Consider the following 16,702-nt stretch of genomic DNA (forward strand, 5'->3'; position numbering starts at 1 on the left):
ACTTTAAGTTACTTTATAATCTATAGAGTATTATAACCCTTCATCTTTCCAATTGAATAGTGGGAGCATTATTTTATTTTACCAGGATATATGTGAATTTATAAATTTTATCCTGCATCGACCTAAGCAGAATATCCCGATGAATGTTCATCGGGATAAAATCTTGCGGTCACATGGGTATTGCAGCAGTGCAAATGTCAGAGCGCGATTGAAACGCAAAGCAGATATTTAATGGTATAAATCAATCACCGTACATTATATTCTCCTTGAATGGGAGGAGATTCTTTTATGCAAGGCCAGACGTGCGAGAATGAGGAAGAAGCTGATCGTGATGGCGATATCCGCCACATTCATGCTTCCTCCCCCTTTCCCGAGCGAGATAAAATCCGTCACCTTGCCGAATACCGCCCGATCAATAGCATTACCCAGCGCTCCGCCAACGATTAGCCCTGTAATCAGCTCCAGCATCACGCCGCGCAGCTCCCCTTGACGCCGGTAGTAAAGCACGGCCGCAGCAAGGACCACCGCAACAATGACAAAATAACGGCCAAAGCCCTGAAAGGAGCTCATGGCTGCACCGGTGTTTTCGTAATGAATAAATCGCAGGACGCCTGGCCAAATGGAAATCGTCTCCCCCACTTCCATCGACATGCGGATAAGGGCTTTTGATATTTGATCAATAAGGATAACCACTATAGAAATGATATAAAATAGCATTCGTTCATCTCCATTTCACTTGCCTGTCATGACTGATTCCTTCGAAGAGCGGCATCTATCATGCAGGAAACCAGAATTCCAATACTGTAGCGGAGCAAGTCCACAGCCAGGAACCCTTTTCCCAGTATCAACGAGCCCGCAAACGTGCTCCTTATGCCATTGATCCAATCCGCCTGATAAAGCTGGCTGAACTCAATAGCAAAGCAAAATATCAAGCTCACCCCGAATGCCCAGGATAAGCGCTTGTGGACCCATAAGAAACGAACGCCAAAATAGATCATACCCGCCCAAAGTGCATCTCCGAAGTGCTCGGACACGAAAACGGGCAGCGTTTCGGAATATGCTCTGGAGCTGTAGCCCAGCACCATAACGATAAATACCGCAATGATATAATATATTCTTGCCTTCATGGCCTCCACCAACTATTTTCAAATGACTGTCCGCGCCGGCCTCTACAGTTCAATCCAGAATCTCCTGATGATATTCCCATTCGCTTCGGTGAACTCCGATTCAAATATGCCGCCATTTTTGAGAATGGTCTTCTCAGAGCCGATATTCCCTTTGTCGCAAACAAGCAGCACCCGGTTCAGGCCAAGCTCTCTGGTTCTGATCAGGGATTTGGCCAATAAGGCTCCGGCGTAACCCTTGTGCCTCTCGGAAGGACGGATGCCATAACCAATATTCCCGCCGCTTTCGGTTAATTTCTGATTCAGCCGGTGGCGGATATTGACTGCGCCAACAAGCTTATCCGCTTCGTTGATCAGCCAATAGGTGGAGTGGGGCACCCAGCTCTCTCTTGTCAGCTTGTCCTCGCTATCTTCCGCATACAAGAATGCAACATACGCTTCAAAATCAGAAGGATCCCTCTCAATCACCCAGGGCACCATATCCTCACCGCTCTCAAGCCAGTCTTTATAAAAGTTCATATATAAATCGCGGTATTCCAGGGATGGTTCGACCAGTCTAACTTGGTTTATCATATATGCGCCTCCCATAATGGATCATGGTCTGTTCTATTGCATATGCATATTGTGAATCAGGAGGTCCCGACAGGTATATGATAGTGCTAGCATGAAGGCTTGCCAGCGATGCTCTTCATATTGAATTTAATTTACCATAAAAGCCGAGATGGCAGCAAACATATGTGCTTATTTATGTTCCAATAATATCCATTTAAGGAATCAGTCTGCCGCGAAATAAATCCGCGAAGGCGGCATTGACATTGACGCTGCGTAAAGGTGTACATTTAGAAATGTCAGGAGGCGAAGGCATGGAATATACCGTACAGAAGCTTGGAAGGCTCGCTGGAATCAGCACAAGGACACTCCGCTATTACGATCAGATCGGCATTCTCAAGCCGGCCCGGATCAATTCGTCCGGTTACCGGATCTACGGTCAGGCGGAGGTCGACCGGCTGCAGCAAATTTTGTTTTTCAGAGAGCTTGGGTTCCCGCTGGAACGGGTCAGGGAGGTCGTGACCGCTCCATCCTTCGACAGTGCCGAGGCGCTCCGGACGCATTACGCACAGCTCCTTGACAGACGCAGGCAGCTTGATACGCTCATCGCCAATGTGGAACAAACCATTTCAGCGGCAGAAGGGAGAACGACCATGACCGATCAGCAGAAATTTGAAGGCTTCAAACAGAAGATGGTTGAAGACAATGAAGACAAATACGGAGAAGAGATTCGCCGGAAATACGGAAACGAGGTAGTCGACAAATCCAATCAGAAATTCATGAACATGACGCAGGAGGAGCATGCCGAGGTGACCCGCCTGGCGGAAGAATTAACGGTCACACTCGCAGAAGCATTCAAGGAGGGCGATCCGGCGGGCGGGCTCGCCCAGAAGGCGGCCGACCTGCACAAACAGTGGCTCACCTTTTATTGGAGCAATTACAGCAAGGAAGCCCATGCCGGGCTCGCGCAAATGTACGTCGACGACGAGCGGTTCAAGGCCCATTATGACGCCGCTCAGCCGGGAACGGCAGAATTTCTGAGAGATGCGATCCACATTTACACCGGTGCGGGAAAATAAAAAATAATCAAAACCCCATCCCCCGGCATGGCCGCGTGGACGGGGTTTTGATCCTCACAAGCGCAGCAAGCGGCGCACAGCCCGCTTGTGGAGGGCCGCAGCCGAAGCCGCGCTGCCCATGATAGACCGCTATGGGAAAGCTGTCAGGAAGGATTCGGCTGAACGCCTTCCTCCTGCGCCAAATACCTCTGCAGCATATTCAGCTCCCGGTACAGCTGAAGCAGCTCGGACTCCTTCCCCTGGATGAGCCGGGACAGCTCGTCGATTTTCATCACGATATCGGCGATATCCTTCTCCTTCACCGACAGGCTGCTGCTGAAGCATCCAAATGACTGCTTCGCCCACCGCTCCGCCGAGCCCCGGCCATCCTTGCGGTAAATGGTTGTGAACGCATCAAAAACCGCGTTGATCACCTGGCGGCGCTCGAAGCTCAGAACCCCCAATCCGTTCTTGGCATGCGCCACCGCCTGCATAAGCTGAAAATCATTCAGCTTGCCATGCGCGACCTCACCCCGGTCAATCTCTCCTATTAAATCCGGATAAACGGATTGAAACAGCTCCGCCTCCAGGATCATTTCTTCCATTGTGATTAAGGACCGATCCTGCATTCCACCACATCCCTTATCATTTTAAAGTCCTCTATATACAATTCGTATCAAATTTCTATTTAAGTCGCTTTCCCATACCCGGTCCGCAGGTTTGCGTAGAAAAAAACGCCTGAATGGAACCATATGCCTCTGAAACGAAGCATAAGATCCATCCGGACGTTTTTGATTAGATCGTCTTCCTGTTTAATTAAACTCCTTAATCCGTTAATGAATCCTTATAATAAATACTGGCCAGCTTGGATGTATTGCTCTCCGATACCGTTGAAGCCAGCCCGATGCCAAGCCGCGCGTTCTCCGGATGATTCGTGTCGGGAATCTGGACGGCCATACCTTCAGGCTCCCTGAAGGTGAGTGTGTAGCCTGCCTTGGTCAGCTGCTTGTCGCTGACAATGCCGTTATTCAGGTTAACACTGGTAATGTACGTGTTGCCGTTCGGATAGATAGAAGTGGTCGAGTTGTACGAATTTCCCTCCAAGAGGTACAAAGTGCTTCCGAAGGAGGTGAAGCCCTGGAATGTGCCAAGACCGGACGGCTGGGCAATATCCGCAAGAGCTGTGTAATTCCCTGCTTTCACCTGAGCCAGGCTGTACACGCCATAGCGGAAAGAACCGTCCTCACGATAACGCATGGTCAAATACCCGTGGGTCATATCGATACTGACTGTTGTGCGGTCTGCGCCCGGTACGAGCTCGAACTTCGTCAAAGAAGAGGAAGCTGAGGTCAGCACCTGACCGTTCACGAATTGAAACCGTGCCAGCTTGGAGCCCCAGCCGGATGTTCCATCGCTGAGCGCATCAACCTCTGTCCACAAATACGAAGCGGAGCCCACCGGCTCAACACCGATTTGAACACCATGCCCGAATCCCTTCAAGAACATATATCCTTCTACATTCCCTGACAAGTCCAGCTTCGTCACGCATAAATCGCCATTCAATGCCCGGTTGGCGCCAGATACAGGAGCCGATTCCCCAGGCAGCTGCTGGCCTCCCGCCATGAGCTGGACCGCGAAGATTTTCTTATTCGTATTGTCAAAAGCAAACGACTGCAGGACGGTATTATTGTGCAAAGCCTTCGAGCGAATGAGCTGCGTGGAAGGGTCCGTCAGATCAAACCTTTGCGAGACGGGTACAGCTGCCTGCGTATAACTTTCGAACGTGATGGCCGCGAGCAGAATGAACAGCAGAGCTCCGGCCCATTTGGCCATCGGACTGCGCATGCATATTTTCATCATTTTCATCTCCTCCTTACTCTACTTATCCCGAATCAGACTATCGTCATTCCCTCTTTTACCCGAACCTCCTTTTATTATGCATCTGCACTGACGGGCAGTACTTATAAAATACTGACGATGATCGTCCCGGTCAACCGCTCCGGGTATTAATTTTCTCTAAACAGGTCCTTCTAAAAAAATAAACGCAGCCTGTTCCCGTTGCAGGAGACAAGCCGCGCGCGTATGTAAACCCCGGGAGTGGCCCAGGTTCAAATATTATCCGTCGCCAATGCGCTTAGCGCCTTGACGGCTTCTTTGATGTCCGTATCATGCCGGGTAGGGGAGCCTGTCTGCCCGCCGTACCAATAAAGAATAAGAACATTCTTCACTTCATAAATGGCCGGGATTTGCATATCAAATTTCGCTTTTTGCTGATTGAAATCCGTGAGTCCCTCTTCGCGCTTCTTCTCGGTGGGGAATAAATAGAAGGAAACCGATTCGTCATTCTCCAGCTTGTAGGTAGTAGCTTTCAGGCCTTTCAGCACAAAATGATTCTTTGTCCCGTCCTCATTCAGCAGCATTATCCCTTTGTCCGCGAATACGGTCTTTAGATCATCCAGATTGAGATCCGCCTCGGTGGTGCAGGCTGTCGCCACAGCCAATATCATGAGCAGCGCAAGAACGATTCGTTTCATTTTCCACTCCCCCTTTGTTCATAGTAACGGATAACAGGAGAGCTGCCAAATTATACTAAAAATCCGGCCGAGCCCAAGGCTTGGCGCACAGGAGTTTCCAGCTGATTATCATGACTAAACGTGTTGAACAACCCCAGCAGCCGATAAACGGATTTCAATGCCGCTGGGATCCAGAACAACAACCGTCCCATCCCCGTGATGCGCCACAGGAACTCCTTCTTCCTGCAAGCGTCCAAGGACAGCAGAAAGCGCAGCCTGGTCCGGCAGACCGATCACATAATAGGCGAGTCCCGCCGCATCCTTGGGTGTTAGCGGAGCTCCCACGCCAGCCCAGGTATTGAGTCCGATATGATGATGATAGCCGCCGGCGGATATAAACAAAGCCGCATTGCCCATCCGCGCCATAACAGCAAACCCGAGCACATCGATATAAAAACGCTCAACCGCGGCCAGGTCGGATACATGCAGATGCATATGCCCGACCGTGGTCCCTGCGGGCAGACCGTTCCAGGGATCATCGCCCGCCTCCGCAAGCAGGCCGTCCCAATCGATCGGATCAACCGCCATGATATAATGGCCTGCAGCGTCGCGCTGCCATTCTTCCCGCGAACGGTCGCGATAGATCTCAATGCCGTTATTGTCGGGATCCGCAATGTAGAGAGCCTCGCTCACAAGATGGTCGGACTGGCCGATGTGAATGCCTGCACGGATGAGATTGCGCAAGGATAATCCCAGCGATTTGCGGTCCGGCAGCAGGATGGCAAAATGGTACAAGCCCGCTCCTGATCTTCTGGGGCGCTGAACGGCTCCTTCTATTTCCTCCAGAAGCAGCAAGGGAGCCGCGCCCTCCACGGAAAGCTCGGCCGTTCCGTTCTCTTCCTTGATCAGCTTTAATCCCACTACATCCTGATAGAACCCGATTGAGCGTTTCAGATCGCTGACCCTCAGCTTGACAAGCTTGATGCCTGTTTCCGGGTGAATCGCGTTCGACATTACAATCACCTCTTTCGCGTTTTTCTCATATCGCGCTTATTTGGAATCGCAGGTTGATGATTATCAGAATATCTGATATAGTTGTAACTATAATTGTTACAGGTTACTTTTGTCAAATACTTTATTGCTCCCGTATCCCCGTTGACATTTCATGTCCGTTGTTAGACGATGATAGAGGACGAAATGAGGTGCTTCTTATGGCAATCAGCAGCCGGCTCGCTGTGGCGGTGCATATATTAGTATTAATCGAAACGCATGAGGGCAAGCGGATCACATCCGACTATATTGCAAGCAGCGTCAATACGAACCCCGTTGTCGTAAGACGGCTTATGGGCGTATTGAACAAAGCGGGCATCATTGCCACAACGCCGGGCATTCCCGGCGCCACCCTGTTAAGGCCTGCCAGGGACATCAGTCTGGCTGATGTATACTGCGCGGTGGAGCATTCCAGTCAGGAAGGGCTGTTCTCCCTGCATGAGAATCCTAATCCCAACTGCCCGGTAGGAAACAATATTGAACATGCTTTAGAGGACACCTTCGGCAGAGCGCAGATTGCCCTGGAATCGGAGCTTGCTGCTGTGACGATCGCAGACATCGCTTCAGAATGTGCAAAAATGTCTTTGAATCAGCAGCAGCCGTAGCTTCAATCCAGCTGCAGAATGATTGATCGCCCCCTTTTCATGAAGGGGGCTTTTTACTGTGGGAAAACACAAAATTTAATTTCTGTTGACAAGCGTTTTTTTCTAATGATAGAATCGAAAAAAATAATTCCAATCTTATCAATCGGAATTAAGGTTATTTGCCATTACACTCGGGGGGAATTATTCATGTACAGAAAAATCTCGTATCCAAAATGGTTGGCCGCTGCCGTTTTATCCATGTCATTATTATTGGCGGTTCCGCTAAGCTCTGCCGCAGCCGGGGCTGCTGCCAGCCCTCTTGCTCCAGCTGTTGACCAGACCGGTAATTATTCATTATTTCTGCAGGAGAAATTCGATCTGACGATTGGAGATTCAACGACGAAGGGTGAATTGCTTCAAGATCTCGCCCTGATTTTGAACTACAAGCCCACAGCTGACGCTGTCACCTTCAGCGACTTGAGCCCATCCAGCCCGTATTATGAAGCTGCAGCTGCGCTTAGCCAGCAAGGAATTGTGAGCGGCCCGGCCATTCATCCGGATGAACCGATCGGTGGTTTCCAGGCCGTATTCATCGCTTTGAAAGCAGCCGGATTAAAGGAGTTGGCCTATAGCTATCCGGAAGCGAAGACCGCTGCCGCGCTGAACAAGCTTCATTTGAAGCCGGATGCTTTCCAGTCAGAAACCGCTGCACAGGAAATCGCTGCTGCTGTGGACACCGGTCTCGTGGCACCTTCGCTTTATGGCGAGCTCAAGCCCGGCGCACTGGCATCGAAGACATTCCTTGAACAGCTTCTGGGTCAAGTGCTGGTAAGCAAGGGCCTCTATGAGCACTATATTGGCCTGACCGGCGATTCGGATATTTATGCGAAGCTGATTGACGCTTACTCGACCTCCGATGTAATTGAGGCTCCCGAACTGGAAACGATCGTTAACGGTGCGCTGGAGAAGGGTCTCGTAACGGGCTATAATCTGAAGGACTCCCGTTACGATGCGAATTTCATTGACTCGCTGACGATTACATACGGCCACTCCGATATTCAGCATGCGGTGCAGCTGATCGGACTGCTGCGCAGCGAAGGACTGCAGGCCAAGGTCCAGTTCGAGCCTAAAACCTCCGCCTTCGTTCATTTGCTGGAATGGGGCGAGCCTGCGCCGGATCACGATAACCACTACAAGAAGCTGGAGAACGGCAACTATATCGCATCCGCCAAGGAATATGATATTTCGTTCGAATTCGCAACAGCCGCCGATAAGCAGCGCTTCCAGCCAGTCGTGCTTGCTTATGCCAAGAAAGACAGCGACGACGAGCCTGGACTGATTGCCGCTTCCTGGTGGCAGCCGCTCTATTATACCCAAACCAAGCTGAAAGATTACGATCTCATCACCAACAACAAAATTACCGGCAGCGGCTTCTATTACGCGCAATCCTTCTCCCTGAACGAGCAGTCCGCAGCAATTGTCCAAGGATTCAAGGCGATTGATCCGGCCATTGACATCACCACCTCGACCTTCTGGGTGGACAGACCGTTCTACAGCTACCTGAAGGGCGACGATTTCAAATAAACATTCTCCTGTAAGAGGAAATGGCAGAAACCGTCCTTTGGCGGTAAAGTTAGTTTCTTCCCTCAGAACATAAGCAAAGTATGATGGAATTTCATACTTTCTTAAATTTCAATAAAACAAGGCATCCCGTCACTGCCCACCCGGCAGCGGCGGGATGTTTGTTTTTATTTCCTCCACAATCATCAGGCAGGCCATCCCGATCCTGTGTTAAGATAAAATGATGACGCCCTTGTTGCTAAGCTATCTGGAATAGATGAAGCCTTAAGAAGGAGTATGAACAGCATGAATCATCACAAAATATGGACCAGGGATTTCGTGGCCATCTGCCTCAGCAGCTTTTTTATTTTTTTGAATTTCTACATGCTTGCAACCACGCTGCCCCAGTATGTGTCGGAGCGCCTGTCCGCAAGCGGCCAGCAGATGGGGCTGGTCATTACCGTATATGTTCTTGCGGCCGTTATTATGCGTCCTCTCGCCGGCCAGTGGGTGGACCGCTACGGCAAGTTTGCCGCTGTTCTTTCGCTCGCTTTATTTTTCGCAAGCACCCTGCTGTATCCCGCTATCCACAGCCTGCTTCTTCTGCTCGTTCTCAGAGCCATCCATGGCGGAAGCTACGGCATGTCCTCCACTATGACCGGGGCGATGGCTGCAGAGCTGATTCCCGCCGCACGCAAAGGGGAAGGCATCGGGTACTTCAGCATGTTCATGAGCCTGGCGATGGTCATCGGGCCGTTCCTTGGGCTGACGCTGGTTCATCAGGCCAATTACACGGTGCTTTTCATCGTGTGCATCTGTCTGACCGCCTTCTCGCTGCTTTTCGGATTCCTGACGAAGGAAGCTCCGAAGGAGGCGTCAGTCAAGAACAAGCCCTTCAGCTTGAGCTGGTCCTCCATTGTGGAAGCCAAGGCGCTGCCGGTATCGCTTGCGGGATTCGTCCTTGCGTTCTCATACAGCTCGCTGACTTCTTTCATTTCCGTCTTTGCCAAAGAAATCGATCTGACCGAGGTTGCGAGTTACTTTTTCGTCGTCTTTGCCGTTATGATTGTGCTTCCCCGCCCCATAATCGGCAAAATATTCGACCGCTACGGCGAGCATGTGCTGGCTTATCCCGGCATTGCCTTGTTCGTTATCGGCATGCTGATCCTGGGCAGTGCGCATTCTCCGGCCGTCTTCCTGTTATCGGGAGCTGTAATCGGGCTTGGCCACGGCGCCATTATTCCCTGCTTCCAGACCGTGGCGCTCCGCTCGGCTCCAAGCGGCCGCAGCGGACTTGCGACGGGCACCTTCTTCCTCATGTTCGACCTGGGCTACGGGATCGGTTCCTATGTCCTTGGCGTGGTTGCCCAGCATACCCATTATGAAACCATGTACCACATCGCCGGACTTCTGGTTATTCTGTCGGGCGTTGTCTACTATGTGCTTCACCACCGTGTACAGTTCAGAACACAGCTTGGCAAAGCGGTCTGATAACTTAATCCCTTTAAAAAACAGCAATGAAGAAGAAACGGCAGCCGCCTTCCTTTTGTGGCGCAGTAAGTTGCTTCCCTCAATAATATAAGCAAGTACAGGTCAAATTTTGTGCTTTCTTATCATTCAAATAAGGCCATCCTTTGCAGGATGGCCTTGTCTTTGTAAAACATGCTTGGAAAATGTTTTCTGCCCGAGCCTGACTCAGTCAGAACCCTTAAACAACCGGAAACCATCCAGGTACGTTAATAAGCATGTTCCATAATGCGTCCGGTATGGTCAGGTCTTTTTGAGCCGTTCTGGGCAGGGTCGTTCTAATCTCGTTTTCTTGATCGTTCAGAACCTTTTCAACCCATTTCGGTTCCATAATGATGGCATGCGCTAAAGCTAATAGAGGTACCCCGGCGTTCAGCGCCTTATTAACATCTTCCGGTGAAGATAATTCGCCAACCCCGATTACGGGAACACGGCTGCCTGCCCGTTCCTGGATGAGCAGAACACGTGATTTCGTATCCGTCTCATCCCGCATTGATCCATCCCAAAAACCTCGTACGGAGACATGAATGTAGTCCAGCTTCTGCTGTGCCAGAACGTCAACTAACTGAAGCGTGTCTTCCATGGTTATACCCGGGTTTTCTCTTTCTTCAGGCGACAATCTATATCCGACAATGAACGGATTTTTCGCATGCTCAGCAACTGCCTGTTTTACGCTGTCGATTATGGCGAGAGGAAATGTCATTCTTTTTTCAATCGTACCTCCCCACTGGTCAGACCGGCGATTGGAATGAGGGGAGAAGAATTGCTGAACCAGATACGTATTTGAGCCTTGAATCTCCACGCCGTCAAAACCTGCTTTGATTGCTCTGCGGGTTGCTTCTCCAAAGGCTTTAATCATATCCTTGATATTTTCTTCCGTCATTTCTCTTGGAACAACCGAACCCGGACGTTCTGAGGCTGCAGCGCTTGGGCTTATCGGCTGTTTGCCGCCTGTAAGCTCAGGCGAGGCCATTCTCCCCGCATGGTAAATCTGTAAAATCGCTTTAGCCCCCTGTCCTTGAATCGTACCTGACAGTTTTTTCAATCCAGGTATTAAAGAGTCATCATATACGCCAATTTCATTAATAAAAGCCTTCCCTTCTGGCGAAACATGGCTGCTCGCTGTAATAACCGCACCTACTCCGCCTGAACGGACACGATAATAATCCAATTCTTGCTCTGACACGCCTCCATCCTCAAGAGAGGAAGAGTTTGTCATTGGCGCCATTAATACGCGGTTCTTAAGCTGTACTCCCGAAGGGAAAGTAAATGGTTCAACTATGGGTTTATAAGCCGGATTCATGTTTTGTTGTCTCCTTTTTGATAAATTAGTTCTGAGCGGATGTTGGAGCCTCCCCATCAGATGCCTCTGTTTCACAAATCAAGTTAAATCTTGCAAACTCCATCCCCGCAGAGGCCGCCCTCGGAATCGCCATCTGGACCTGAGTCAAGCATCTGCAAAGGATGTTCTTCTCTCCACACTTGTTCAAGCAGCTCCAGGAACACGCCGCTTGGCCGTACTCCGGAAACAGCATACTTATCATTGATGATATAGAAAGGCGTGCCTGTAATCCCTAGCCCGGATCCATGCTGCCGCTCTTTCTTTACCGTATCCTTGTATTTATCGCTGGACAGCATATCAAGAACCTCTTGGGCATCAAGACCGCTCTCGCCCGCAAGCCTGGCAAGTGTTTCGTGATCGCCGATATCCAGCGAATCGGTAAAATAGGCTTTATAAACCTGAGCCATCCACTCTCCTGCTTTACCCTGTTCCTGCGCATAAACGGCCACGCGGAGAGCATCTGACGTATTTGATGGAATCAATGTGTCGAGATTATAGGTAAGGCCAACATCTTTGCCCATCTTGACCACCGTTTTATTTCCTTCTCTCACATAATCAGCGGACATCCCTCCGCCATGAATTTCGGCTGTCCAGGTGTAATAATCTTTGCCGGTGTTGCTCGGAGCATTCGGGAACAGCTGGAACGGTCTGTAGACGAGTTCGACTTCAGCCTTATGTTCAAATTGTTCTAGGGCTGTTTCCAAATTTGTTTTGCCTATATAGCACAACGGGCACATGATATCTGACCAGACCTCTATTTTCATCATTCCTTCGCCTCTCTCCTGTGATTTGGAATAACTCTACATGTATGAATGCTGCCGATTCATTTAATCAACAGTCATCGATTAATTAACAACAATTGATTAATTAACATGTATTGATTTATATTATAAAGAGTCGCAACAAAATCTCAATCGTTAAAAAACCGGCTTTTGTCAACTAATCAACATATGATTTGTTTTTGTTCATAATCATCGAAGGACGGTGATCCAACCATCATGCCTAAAGTAGACAGAAGAATAATGAAAACGAGGGAAGCCATCAATAACGCTCTAATTGAGTTGATGTCCGAGAAGAGCTTCGAAAACATTACGATCAACGACATCTCGGAAAAAGCGAATCTTAACAGGGGGACACTTTATCTTCACTATACGGACAAATATGATTTGCTCGACAAATGTATAAAGGATCATTTGAGTCATATGCTGGAGTTTTGCACGTTATCGAAGCCTGGCGAGGAAAAATTGGATGTTATCAATTCCCCGCTGCCGATGTTTCAATATTTTGAAAAACATTATTTATTCTATTCCTCCATGCTGAGCAATAAAGGTATAACTTGTTTTCAGGAACAGTTGATCCTGATGGTCAAAAATGGAATTACCGAGCGATTGAATACCGGGGAAGTTAACCATGGGGAGAACAAAGAGGTTGTCATTCAATATATGGCATCTGCTTTCGTCGGAGTCGTGGAATGGTGGATTAAAAATAAAATGCCGCTCTCTCCGGAAATGATGGCGCAGCAATTATGGGACATCTTCAAAAAAAATTTTTCCCAGTTAGTGAGTGCCGTCCCCCAAAACGGGCAGTTGACTTGACCAGCGTTAACCTTGACTATGTAAGGTCTGCAGCTCTTATAAGCCATACAAATAATCCCGCCTGATGACGGGATTATTTGTGCTTGTTCCTTGTATGTCGTACAGCTTACAGATTCCTCTCCAACAATACCCCCAGCTGTTCTGCCAAGACCTGATGCGGGATTGGCTTTTCATTCATGAACCACCATTCCACTACCCCTACGTAAGCCGATGCAACAAACCTGACAAAAGCATCCTCATGTAATCCCTGGTTTTTCCCTTGGGTTACATCCACCTCATTCCTGAACTGCTCGACAAGAAAGTCAAGAAACCGGGTACGAAAATAAGGAGCTCCTTTACTCGCTAACATCATCGAAAAGAATAAATAATTTCGTTCAAAATATTCGGTCCAGAGCGGTGACCCGCTTATAAAATCCATATCAGCTGCCGCTGTGCACTTTTTCCGGAGTTCATTGATATGTGTCTCTATAAGCTTATCGAGCAAATCATATTTATCCAAATAATGAAGGTAGATGGTCCCGCGACTCACATCTGCCCTATCGGAGATATCCTGTATCGTAATGGCATCAAAATTTTTCTCGGACATCAGTTCAATAACCGCTTTTTTTAACGCTTCTTGCGTTTTGGGAATTCTTCTATCCACTTTAGACATTAAAGGACCACCAGACTTTCTGAAAATAATAAACAATAATCAAGCGATTGTTCACTAATTGACAAATCACGCTCATCTAACAATTGCATGCTTTTTGTATCCGTTTATAATTATAGACAGATGTTCATTAATACATCAAGGTTTATTATTGGATTGCCGTTTAATTATGAAGAAAGGAGAAAGTCTGTTGGAGAGCGGACCCGCAATTTATTAATCATAGTAACGCAGCAGAAACTAAAAAGGAGATGTTAAAATGACCGTTATAAACAAACCTCTATCCGGTAAAATCGCATTCGTAACGGGCGGATCCCGCAGCATTGGCGCGGCGATTGTAAGAAGACTTGCAAGCGAGGGGGCATCCGTAGCCTTCACCTATGTCAGCGCGCAATATAAAGCGGAAGAACTGGTTCGGGAAATTCAGGAAGACGGCGGCACCGCCTTGGCCGTTCGTGCCGACAGCGCCAATGTCGATGCTGTAAAAGGCGCCGTCATGGAAACGATCAACGTATTAGGCTCCATAGATATTGTGGTAAACAATGCAGGCATCGCCAATGTGAAGCCTTACGATGAGGTTACGATCGAGGAATTCGACCAGATGGCGGCCGTAAATTTCAGGGCGGTGTTCGTGGCGATCCAAGCCGCAGGGCCGCAAATGAAAGAAGGAGGCCGCATTATCAATATTGGCAGTATTAATGCCTCCTGGAATCCCATCCCCGGAAACAGCCTGTACGCAGCAAACAAGGCCGCTGTGGCCGGATTGACGCGAGGTCTGGCCCGTGATCTGGCTCCAAAAGGCGTCACGGTAAATAATATTCAACCGGGACCGGTCGACACGGATATGAACCCGGCAGATGGACCTTACGCATCGCTCGCCAAAGGGATGATTTCGCTGGGGCGGTACGGCAAAGCTTCCGAAATCGCAAGTATGGTCGCTTATCTCGCCTCGCCTGAAGCCAGTTTCATTACAGGGGCGACCATCAATGTCGATGGCGGTGTCGTAATCTAAAGGCGGATCGAAGACTTTAACGAACAAGTTTGCCGGTATTATTGTAAAATAACATGAAAACCTGACTATATCATAAAAAGAAGCGAATGGGTCAAGACCCCATTTGGTGTACAGTAAAAAGCAAGCTGGCGCCTGGTACTTAACCGGTGCCAGCTTCTGCTTCGCTGTCCTTCGGCGGCGCAGCAAGTTTTCTTCCATTAGAACGATTTCAAAAAAATACACCCCCTAGAATTCATCGGATTCCCTCGGGGGTTTTATCCAATGCCTATTCTAAAGGGTGCACTTCAATCCTTTTTACCATTCCTGTTAAAGTTTCTTCCGTTCACCGGATACACAGCTTACGAATTATACCTGATTGGCTCCAAATACCAGCTGCTCGCTCAGGCTCCACAAGCGGGCGGCAGCATCGGGGTCAACCGCATGAGGCATCACGCCAAGATTCGCCGATGGAGCCCGGACAACTGCATCCTTCCCGTCCGCCAGCATGGCAATTTCACAGTTTTCACAATAGACGCCGCCCTTGCCGTCAAGCTCCGGACTTGTCGCGCACCATACACCGGTCGCCGCTCCCTGCTTGACGGTTTTCAGGTTCGTCGACGAATCGAGAATTGGCTTCCCCTCCTCGTCAATGACGCCAAATGCCCGCAGCTGCTCCTCCGACAGATGCCTTGACAGGCCCGTCTCGACAATGCTTCCCGGATGAAGGGCGAACGCACGTATGCCATCCGCTTCCCCCCGCTTGTCCAGCTCAACCGTGAAGAGGATATTCGCCGTCTTCGACTGGCCATAACCTGACCAAGGGATATAGTCGCGGCGCTCAAAATGGATGTCTTCAAAAACGACAGGCGACCGGCTGTGCGTATACGCCGATAACGTGACACCCGCGCGCCTTGTGCCTGGCGGAGTGCCGGCTGGAAGTACAAAAAAATGAGGACATCACGGGGATTATTACGATTAGCGGAAGTAAGATTCTTTGCGCCTATCGGTTGCCTCTGCTATTTCATTCCGCTCGCGGATCGAACAAGACTTCAAGTCCAGGATTTGCAAGAAGAGGTATTTCTGCTGACGGAGAAAGGCTGTACCTATCGGAATTTATTTGATCGATCTATTGAGAGAAGTGGAATCGATGGTGTCACAAGCTTGGAGTTTTTCAGTGCAGAAGCGATTAAACACTGTGCTATGACGGGTATGGGCATTGCTTTTCTGCCCGATATGGCCGTAAAAGCGGAGCTTGCGCGGGGCGAACTTGTCTCTCTGCCTTGGGAAATGCCTGATCTTCATGTCGTGACCCAGATGCTGCGGCATAAGGATAAATGGTTGTCGCCTGCGATAGAAGCTTTCATTGATGTGGTTAAGGATGTATTTGAACCGGCACCTGGTGCTCCCCAAAGCTAGCCGTTACAACTACGTGAAGCACCGTAAATGACGGACGCGTAAATATGAATGAGTTCAAATCAAGCGCAGGCATAGTGCGCTGAAGGATGAAGCGCGTATACATACAGATTGATTAGAGAACTACTATAACGTTTAAACTAAAATTTCAGAAATATGGAGTATGATCTCAAATGCCTTTCATTGCTTTGGACATAATATTCTTACTTGCGGCATGGCGCTGGGGAGATTGGAGACATTGGCAAAAATATCATTCGACTATTTTGTATTTCTTGCTTGGGGACGTTATTTATATGGTGCTGACAAGCAGTTATCCGCTATGGCAGCATCAGCCCTGGCCGCCAATTCATAGTTATTTAGGTGTCGAACTATGCTGTTTGGTGTGCTTTGCATCTACCACGTTGATATACCTTGGTTTATTCCCAAACGGACTCGGTAAGTCAATATTATGGATTGGATTTTGGGTAATCGTTTATTCGTTAATCGAGGTATTTTATTTGTTTTGTGGGGCGATTAAACATTTTAACGGTTGGACCATGCTTTATTCCGTTTTATTCAATATGATCATGTTCCCGTTGCTTCGGTTACATTTTTCCCGGCCATTACTAGCGTACACGATCTCCATACCGCTTGCTATTGCAATACTGGCCATATTCAGGGTTCCGATTAAATGATGATTGGGAGCGACCCATATATCATGGCCCACCGGCTGACCTGAGAGCAGCCCACGGATAGCCTCCATGATCGAGG

19 protein-coding genes are annotated in these 16,702 nt (G+C 49.0%); 8 read left to right on the forward strand and 11 right to left on the reverse strand.

What is annotated here, in order from left to right:
• Positions 1-255: 255 nt before the first annotated feature.
• From lspA to AC0YOA_RS11550, 3 genes are read right to left on the reverse strand one after another with little or no spacing between them, the layout of a single operon-like run.
• On the reverse strand, positions 256-717 hold the full coding sequence (gene lspA, locus AC0YOA_RS11540; protein WP_475786678.1) for a signal peptidase II: 462 nt from the start codon (positions 715-717) through the stop codon (positions 256-258).
• A gap of 26 nt (positions 718-743) precedes the next feature.
• On the reverse strand, positions 744-1,127 hold the full coding sequence (locus AC0YOA_RS11545) for a ribosomal maturation YjgA family protein (RefSeq protein ID WP_475786679.1): 384 nt from the start codon (positions 1,125-1,127) through the stop codon (positions 744-746).
• 42 nt (positions 1,128-1,169) lie between these two features.
• On the reverse strand, positions 1,170-1,697 hold the full coding sequence (locus AC0YOA_RS11550) for a GNAT family N-acetyltransferase (RefSeq protein ID WP_475786680.1): 528 nt from the start codon (positions 1,695-1,697) through the stop codon (positions 1,170-1,172).
• 290 nt (positions 1,698-1,987) lie between these two features.
• Here AC0YOA_RS11550 and AC0YOA_RS11555 point away from each other — a divergent pair, with 290 nt between their 5' ends.
• Positions 1,988-2,752 (forward strand): MerR family transcriptional regulator, encoded by a 765-nt coding sequence (locus AC0YOA_RS11555; protein ID WP_475786681.1) that lies wholly within the window; start codon positions 1,988-1,990, stop codon positions 2,750-2,752.
• 143 nt (positions 2,753-2,895) lie between these two features.
• Here AC0YOA_RS11555 and AC0YOA_RS11560 read toward each other — a convergent pair whose 3' ends face one another.
• From AC0YOA_RS11560 to AC0YOA_RS11575, 4 genes are all read right to left on the reverse strand, one after another.
• Positions 2,896-3,360 carry a hypothetical protein gene (locus AC0YOA_RS11560; RefSeq protein WP_210038594.1) on the reverse strand — a complete coding sequence of 155 codons (465 nt, stop codon included), beginning with the start codon at positions 3,358-3,360 and terminating at the stop codon, positions 2,896-2,898.
• A gap of 196 nt (positions 3,361-3,556) precedes the next feature.
• Entirely contained in the window at positions 3,557-4,591 is a 1,035-nt protein-coding gene (locus AC0YOA_RS11565) for a phage baseplate protein (RefSeq protein WP_475786682.1), read from the reverse strand.
• A gap of 248 nt (positions 4,592-4,839) precedes the next feature.
• Positions 4,840-5,265, reverse strand: coding sequence for a hypothetical protein (locus AC0YOA_RS11570; RefSeq protein WP_475770319.1), 426 nt, complete (start codon positions 5,263-5,265; stop codon positions 4,840-4,842).
• A gap of 114 nt (positions 5,266-5,379) precedes the next feature.
• Complete coding sequence (locus AC0YOA_RS11575; protein WP_475786683.1) at positions 5,380-6,258, reverse strand: VOC family protein; 879 nt, start codon at positions 6,256-6,258, stop codon at positions 5,380-5,382.
• A gap of 197 nt (positions 6,259-6,455) precedes the next feature.
• Here AC0YOA_RS11575 and AC0YOA_RS11580 point away from each other — a divergent pair, with 197 nt between their 5' ends.
• From AC0YOA_RS11580 to AC0YOA_RS11590, 3 genes are all read left to right on the forward strand, one after another.
• Positions 6,456-6,899, forward strand: coding sequence for an Rrf2 family transcriptional regulator (locus AC0YOA_RS11580; RefSeq protein ID WP_475786684.1), 444 nt, complete (start codon positions 6,456-6,458; stop codon positions 6,897-6,899).
• A gap of 186 nt (positions 6,900-7,085) precedes the next feature.
• The gene (locus AC0YOA_RS11585) at positions 7,086-8,462 is read left to right on the forward strand and encodes an S-layer homology domain-containing protein (protein WP_475786685.1); all 1,377 of its coding nucleotides are present in this window, start codon (positions 7,086-7,088) and stop codon (positions 8,460-8,462) included.
• 282 nt (positions 8,463-8,744) lie between these two features.
• Positions 8,745-9,929, forward strand: coding sequence for an MFS transporter (locus AC0YOA_RS11590; RefSeq protein ID WP_475786686.1), 1,185 nt, complete (start codon positions 8,745-8,747; stop codon positions 9,927-9,929).
• Between the two features lie 217 nt (positions 9,930-10,146).
• Here the strand turns inward: AC0YOA_RS11590 and AC0YOA_RS11595 are convergent, their stop codons facing one another.
• Both AC0YOA_RS11595 and AC0YOA_RS11600 read right to left on the reverse strand, forming a co-directional pair.
• Complete coding sequence (locus AC0YOA_RS11595) at positions 10,147-11,268, reverse strand: NADH-dependent flavin oxidoreductase (protein WP_475786687.1); 1,122 nt, start codon at positions 11,266-11,268, stop codon at positions 10,147-10,149.
• Between the two features lie 83 nt (positions 11,269-11,351).
• On the reverse strand, positions 11,352-12,074 hold the full coding sequence (locus AC0YOA_RS11600; RefSeq protein WP_475786688.1) for a DsbA family oxidoreductase: 723 nt from the start codon (positions 12,072-12,074) through the stop codon (positions 11,352-11,354).
• A gap of 255 nt (positions 12,075-12,329) precedes the next feature.
• On the opposite strand from AC0YOA_RS11600, the gene AC0YOA_RS11605 reads away from it, so the two are divergent.
• On the forward strand, positions 12,330-12,902 hold the full coding sequence (locus AC0YOA_RS11605; protein ID WP_475786689.1) for a TetR/AcrR family transcriptional regulator: 573 nt from the start codon (positions 12,330-12,332) through the stop codon (positions 12,900-12,902).
• Between the two features lie 106 nt (positions 12,903-13,008).
• Here AC0YOA_RS11605 and AC0YOA_RS11610 read toward each other — a convergent pair whose 3' ends face one another.
• Positions 13,009-13,554: a TetR/AcrR family transcriptional regulator gene (locus AC0YOA_RS11610; RefSeq protein ID WP_475786690.1), complete on the reverse strand. Its 546-nt coding sequence runs from the start codon at positions 13,552-13,554 to the stop codon at positions 13,009-13,011.
• Between the two features lie 253 nt (positions 13,555-13,807).
• On the opposite strand from AC0YOA_RS11610, the gene AC0YOA_RS11615 reads away from it, so the two are divergent.
• Positions 13,808-14,560, forward strand: a complete 753-nt coding sequence (locus tag AC0YOA_RS11615; RefSeq protein ID WP_475786691.1) for a 3-oxoacyl-ACP reductase family protein — start codon at positions 13,808-13,810, stop codon at positions 14,558-14,560.
• 345 nt (positions 14,561-14,905) lie between these two features.
• Here the strand turns inward: AC0YOA_RS11615 and AC0YOA_RS11620 are convergent, their stop codons facing one another.
• Entirely contained in the window at positions 14,906-15,046 is a 141-nt protein-coding gene (locus tag AC0YOA_RS11620) for a hypothetical protein (RefSeq protein WP_475786692.1), read from the reverse strand.
• A gap of 441 nt (positions 15,047-15,487) precedes the next feature.
• Between AC0YOA_RS11620 and AC0YOA_RS11625 the strand changes: the two genes are divergently transcribed.
• Both AC0YOA_RS11625 and AC0YOA_RS11630 read left to right on the forward strand, forming a co-directional pair.
• Positions 15,488-15,955, forward strand: coding sequence for a substrate-binding domain-containing protein (locus AC0YOA_RS11625; RefSeq protein ID WP_475786693.1), 468 nt, complete (start codon positions 15,488-15,490; stop codon positions 15,953-15,955).
• A 170-nt stretch (positions 15,956-16,125) separates the two neighbouring features.
• A complete protein-coding gene (locus tag AC0YOA_RS11630) occupies positions 16,126-16,626 on the forward strand; it encodes a CBO0543 family protein (RefSeq protein ID WP_475786694.1) in 501 nt (166 codons plus the stop codon).
• Positions 16,627-16,702 lie beyond the last annotated feature (76 nt).

The organism is Paenibacillus sp. JT22N12 (assembly GCF_056269365.1).